At 51.3% G+C, this 1,631-nt stretch carries 1 rRNA gene; it reads left to right on the top strand.

The annotated features are described in order from the left end of the window. Window positions 1-156 precede the first annotated feature (156 nt). Window positions 157-1,631, top strand: a 23S ribosomal RNA gene (locus G5287_RS20725); the annotation flags it as partial.

The raw sequence follows: 1,631 nt of genomic DNA, 5'->3' as shown, positions 1-1,631 counted from the left end.
TGCTCTTTAACAATCTGGAAAGCTGATTTAAAAAGTAGTTCTCAAACATTTGTTACAAGTGCTTTGGAAACTTCTTGGCGAAAACCAAATTTTATTTGGTCCTTGTTGTACGACAACAGGCTGTGCCGGTTTCACCGACACTTCTTGGGGTTGTATGGTTAAGTGACTAAGCGTACATGGTGGATGCCTTGGCAGTCAGAGGCGATGAAGGACGTACTAACCTGCGATAAGCTGTGAGAAGTCGGTAAGAGACGCTATTACTCACAGATTTCCGAATGGGGAAACCCACCCGAGATAACTCGGGTATCTGTTACTGAATACATAGGTAACAGAGGCGAACCGGGAGAACTGAAACATCTAAGTACCCCGAGGAAAAGAAATCAACCGAGATTCCCTCAGTAGCGGCGAGCGAACGGGGATTAGCCCTTAAGCATCTTGGAAGTTAGTGGAACGGTCCTGGAAAGGCCGGCGATACAGGGTGATAGCCCCGTACACGAAAACAACCTTGATGTGAAATCGAGTAGGGCGGGACACGTGACATCCTGTCTGAATATGGGGGGACCATCCTCCAAGGCTAAATACTCCTGACTGACCGATAGTGAACCAGTACCGTGAGGGAAAGGCGAAAAGAACCCCTGTGAGGGGAGTGAAATAGAACCTGAAACCGTGTACGTACAAGCAGTGGGAGCCCTTCGGGGTGACTGCGTACCTTTTGTATAATGGGTCAGCGACTTACATTTTGTAGCGAGGTTAACCGTATAGGGGAGCCGTAGGGAAACCGAGTCTTAACTGGGCGTCTAGTTGCAAGGTGTAGACCCGAAACCGGGTGATCTAGCCATGGGCAGGTTGAAGGTTGAGTAACATCAACTGGAGGACCGAACCCACTAACGTTGCAAAGTTAGGGGATGACCTGTGGCTGGGGGTGAAAGGCCAATCAAACTCGGAGATAGCTGGTTCTCCCCGAAAGCTATTTAGGTAGCGCCTCGGACGAATACTACTGGGGGTAGAGCACTGTTTGGGCTAGGGGGTCATCCCGACTTACCAACCCCATGCAAACTCCGAATACCAGTAAGTAATATCCGGGAGACACACGGCGGGTGCTAACGTCCGTCGTGAAGAGGGAAACAACCCAGACCGCCGGCTAAGGTCCCAAAGTTCTGGTTAAGTGGGAAACGATGTGGGAAGGCTCAGACAGCTAGGATGTTGGCTTAGAAGCAGCCATCATTTAAAGAAAGCGTAATAGCTCACTAGTCGAGTCGGCCTGCGCGGAAGATGTAACGGGGCTCAAACCAGGCACCGAAGCCGCGGATTCACACTTATGTGTGAGTGGTAGGGGAGCGTTCTGTAAGTCTGCGAAGGTGTATCGAGAGGTATGCTGGAGATATCAGAAGTGCGAATGCTGACGTAAGTAACGATAAAGGGGGTGAAAAGCCTCCTCGCCGGAAGACCAAGGGTTCCTGTCCAACGTTAATCGGGGCAGGGTGAGTCGACCCCTAAGGCGAGGCCGAAAGGCGTAGTCGATGGGAAGCAGGTTAATATTCCTGCACGACTTGTAATTGCGATGGGGGGACGGAGAAGGCTAGGTGGGCCAGGCGACGGTTGTCCTGGTGAAAGTGCGTAGGTGGTGTTTC

This window comes from Aeromonas sp. 603079, assembly GCF_049172135.1.
Classification (GTDB): domain Bacteria; phylum Pseudomonadota; class Gammaproteobacteria; order Enterobacterales; family Aeromonadaceae; genus Aeromonas; species Aeromonas veronii.
Note: the sequence above shows the minus strand (reverse complement) of the source record. Positions and strands in the feature narration are given on the sequence as shown.